The sequence below is a fragment of the Pseudomonas sp. genome (assembly GCF_050739995.1).
GTDB lineage: Bacteria > Pseudomonadota > Gammaproteobacteria > Pseudomonadales > Pseudomonadaceae > Aquipseudomonas.
The window spans coordinates 1-2,961 of the sequence record NZ_JBOICG010000549.1 but is presented as its reverse complement, the minus strand read 5'-3'; the positions used below and the strand labels follow the sequence as shown (position 1 = coordinate 2,961).

The window sequence follows — 2,961 nt, the reverse complement described above, 5'->3', positions numbered from 1 at the left end:
GACTCCAGGCAATAAAAAAAGCCGATCCAAGAATGGATCGGCTTGATAACAACCCCGAAGGATTATTACTTGCGGCTTGCTTTTTCAAGCATGCGCAGAGCGCGCTCGTTAGCTTCGTCAGCAGTCTGTTGTGCTTTTTGAGCAGCAGCCAGAGCTTCATCAGCTTTACGGTAGGCTTCGTCTGCACGAGCCTGGGAGCGAGCTGCTGCGTCTTCAGTTGCAGTCAGACGAGCTTCGGTTTCTTTGGAGACGCTGCTGCAACCGGTAGCCAGAACTGCGGCCAGAGCCAGAGCAGAAAATTTCAGAACGTTGTTCATCGTGTTCCCCTTCAAGGACTTTCTATTAAATGGCTACTTTCTCAGATTGAGCTGATAGCCGGCGTACATACTACCCATTACTTGTAGTAAGTAAACTGACGTAGCGCAAGAAGCAAAAAAAATTCTTGAGCTGAATCTATTTTGGCTAATCTTTTGGAAATCTGCATAAAAACTATCCAATTTTCTGCATCGCGATTGAGATTGGATCCAGGCTGAAAGCTACGCGCCGCATGTGTTAAGCCGGGTGAACAGGTGAAAATATATATATCCGCGCTGGCACTTTTGTACAGGTTTCCTTTAACCCGCCTGACATCTTTTGCGCATGTAGAGGTGACTTTAAGAGCGCCTGTTCGTCTCAAGCTTCAACTGCCGGCAATGTTCAGGCTTTCGATCATTGGTTGATCGAGGCCCTTTCTATTCACCAGCGGCAGGGAATGATGTGTGCGCCTTGAGCAATTGCAGGATTGGTGCCTACTATCTCCCTACGTGCTGGTTGTGAGCGCTATGGGTTTTCTCGTTGTCGAAACCGGCACGGGGTGGCGTAGATGTTCCTTCGCCGGAAAAACATCGGTAAGGTAGGGGTCGCAATTCCAGACCCGCGAGGAGTAGTGATGAGCGATGCGTTGTCCATCCACCATGACCAGGCTGGTCATCAGTTCGAGACCAATGTGGACGGTCATCGTGCCTATCTGACCTATATGGACCTCGGAAAGCAGACCCTGGATATCTATCGCACTTTCGTACCCAATGCACTGCGAGGCCGTGGCATTGCTGCCGCGTTGACCGAGGAGGCGTTGAAGTTCGCTGAAGAGGCGGGCTACACAGTGATCCCTTCGTGTTCTTACGTAGAGCGCTACATGGAGCGCCACCAGCGCCATGCCGCGAAGCTGTGAGTCATAGGCAGCACCATGAAAAACGCCGGGCTTAGCCCGGCGTTTTTGTGTGTGCAGTTCAGGTGCGTTTGCGTTTGGGCAATACGTCCTTGAGCTTGGCGTGCATGCTGCGCAGGGTGGTTTCGGTGGCGGACCAGTCGATGCAGGCATCGGTGATCGATACGCCGTATTGCAAGTCGGCGAGGTCTTTTGGAATGGCCTGGCAGCCCCAGTTCAGGTGGCTTTCGACCATCAAGCCGATGATCGACTGGTTGCCTTCGAGGATCTGGTTGGCGACGTTTTCCATCACCAGCGGTTGCAGGGCCGGGTCCTTGTTGGAGTTGGCGTGGCTGCAGTCGACCATGATGTTCGGCTTGATCTTGGCCTTGTTCAGCGCCTGTTCGCACAGGGCGACGCTGACCGAATCATAGTTGGGCTTGCCGTTGCCACCGCGCAATACCACGTGGCCGTAGGCGTTGCCCTTGGTGGTGACGATGGACACGCCACCTTCCTGGTTGATGCCCAGGAAACGGTGCGGGCTGGAGACCGATTGCAGTGCGTTGATCGCCACTGTCAGGCCGCCGTCGGTACCGTTCTTGAAGCCCACGGCCGAGGACAGGCCGGACGCCATTTCACGGTGAGTCTGGGACTCTGTGGTACGCGCGCCGATGGCCGACCAACTGATCAGGTCCTGCAAATATTGCGGGGAGATCGGGTCGAGGGCTTCGGTAGCGGTCGGCAGGCCCATCTCGGCCAGGTCCAGCAACAACTGGCGACCGATGTGCAAGCCGTCCTGGATCTTGAACGAGTCATCCAGGTAAGGATCGTTGATCAAGCCTTTCCAGCCAACGGTGGTACGCGGCTTCTCGAAATAGACACGCATGACCAGATACAAGGTGTCGGACACTTCCGCCGCCAGTACCTTGAGGCGCTCGGCGTACTCGTGGGCGGCCTTGAGGTCGTGGATCGAGCACGGGCCGATTACCACGAAGAGGCGGTGGTCGGTGCCGTCGAGAATGTCACGGATGACTTCGCGGCCCTTGGTGACGGTCTGCAGGGCAGTGTCGCTCAGGGGGATTTCGCGTTTGAGCTGATCGGGTGTGATCAGGGTCTCGTTGGATTCGACGTTAAGGTCGTTGATCGGTAAATCAGCCATCGTGTTACTCGTCAGGGTCACGGGTGCCGGCCGCCAGCCATCCCCGTGCGGCGGAGCACAGCATGATTTGAATGCAGGGGGGAGGAACCTTAGCGCGTATCACCGGCCCGCGACAATGGGCAAAACCCGCTTTAATCCAGCGCCGGCTGCACAAAAGCCTCATGGGAGAATTCGACGGCATGGCGTGAAACCCATTCGCGGGCCATGGCTTCGTGTTGAGCAGGTGTCGGCTCGGCCTCTTCGTGCAAGCGGCAGTAGCGTTCGATCTGGCACACTTGTTCGCCCATTCGCGCACCGAACAAGGCATGCTCATCGGTAAACGAGATGCCGATGCGGTAGCCATTTTCGACTTTGCGGCACCATGCGACATAGCCCGGATAACGGGCGCTGGCGCCTAGGGACGGAATCTGCAAGTCAACCGCCGTGCCCTGGCGCCAGGCGCGCGGCCAATTGCAGGCAGCACCGCCCAGGCCGATAGTGTGCAGGCGTTGGCGGGGCAGGGCAGGGGAAGAACGTTGGATCAACTCGACAGCGACATCATCAGGGTGAGGTAAAAAACGACCCATGTACACGGACTCCGAGCGCCGTCCCGATGACGGCAGTGGCAGCAGTATAG

At 56.6% G+C, this 2,961-nt stretch carries 4 protein-coding genes; 1 reads left to right on the top strand and 3 read right to left on the bottom strand.

The annotated features are described in order from the left end of the window. Positions 1-65: 65 nt before the first annotated feature. On the bottom strand, positions 66-317 hold the full coding sequence (gene oprI / locus ACRESD_RS18000) for an outer membrane lipoprotei OprI (protein WP_003172710.1): 252 nt from the start codon (positions 315-317) through the stop codon (positions 66-68). 611 nt (positions 318-928) lie between these two features. Between oprI and ACRESD_RS17995 the strand changes: the two genes are divergently transcribed. Then, a complete protein-coding gene (locus tag ACRESD_RS17995; protein ID WP_431752151.1) occupies positions 929-1,210 on the top strand; it encodes a GNAT family N-acetyltransferase in 282 nt (93 codons plus the stop codon). A 58-nt stretch (positions 1,211-1,268) separates the two neighbouring features. Here ACRESD_RS17995 and ACRESD_RS17990 read toward each other — a convergent pair whose 3' ends face one another. Continuing rightward, positions 1,269-2,345 carry a 3-deoxy-7-phosphoheptulonate synthase gene (locus ACRESD_RS17990; protein ID WP_431752150.1) on the bottom strand — a complete coding sequence of 359 codons (1,077 nt, stop codon included), beginning with the start codon at positions 2,343-2,345 and terminating at the stop codon, positions 1,269-1,271. A gap of 131 nt (positions 2,346-2,476) precedes the next feature. Further along, positions 2,477-2,911, bottom strand: a complete 435-nt coding sequence (locus tag ACRESD_RS17985; protein ID WP_431752152.1) for a PilZ domain-containing protein — start codon at positions 2,909-2,911, stop codon at positions 2,477-2,479. Positions 2,912-2,961: the final 50 nt, after the last annotated feature.

Bases quoted from the DNA above. Each gene is read 5' to 3' on its own strand.
- oprI (WP_003172710.1), bottom strand. From the start codon at position 317: ATGAACAACGTTCTGAAATTTTCTGCTCTGGCTCTGGCCGCAGTTCTG.
- ACRESD_RS17995 (WP_431752151.1), top strand. From the start codon at position 929: ATGAGCGATGCGTTGTCCATCCACCATGACCAGGCTGGTCATCAGTTC.
- ACRESD_RS17990 (WP_431752150.1), bottom strand. From the start codon at position 2,345: ATGGCTGATTTACCGATCAACGACCTTAACGTCGAATCCAACGAGACC.
- ACRESD_RS17985 (WP_431752152.1), bottom strand. From the start codon at position 2,911: ATGGGTCGTTTTTTACCTCACCCTGATGATGTCGCTGTCGAGTTGATC.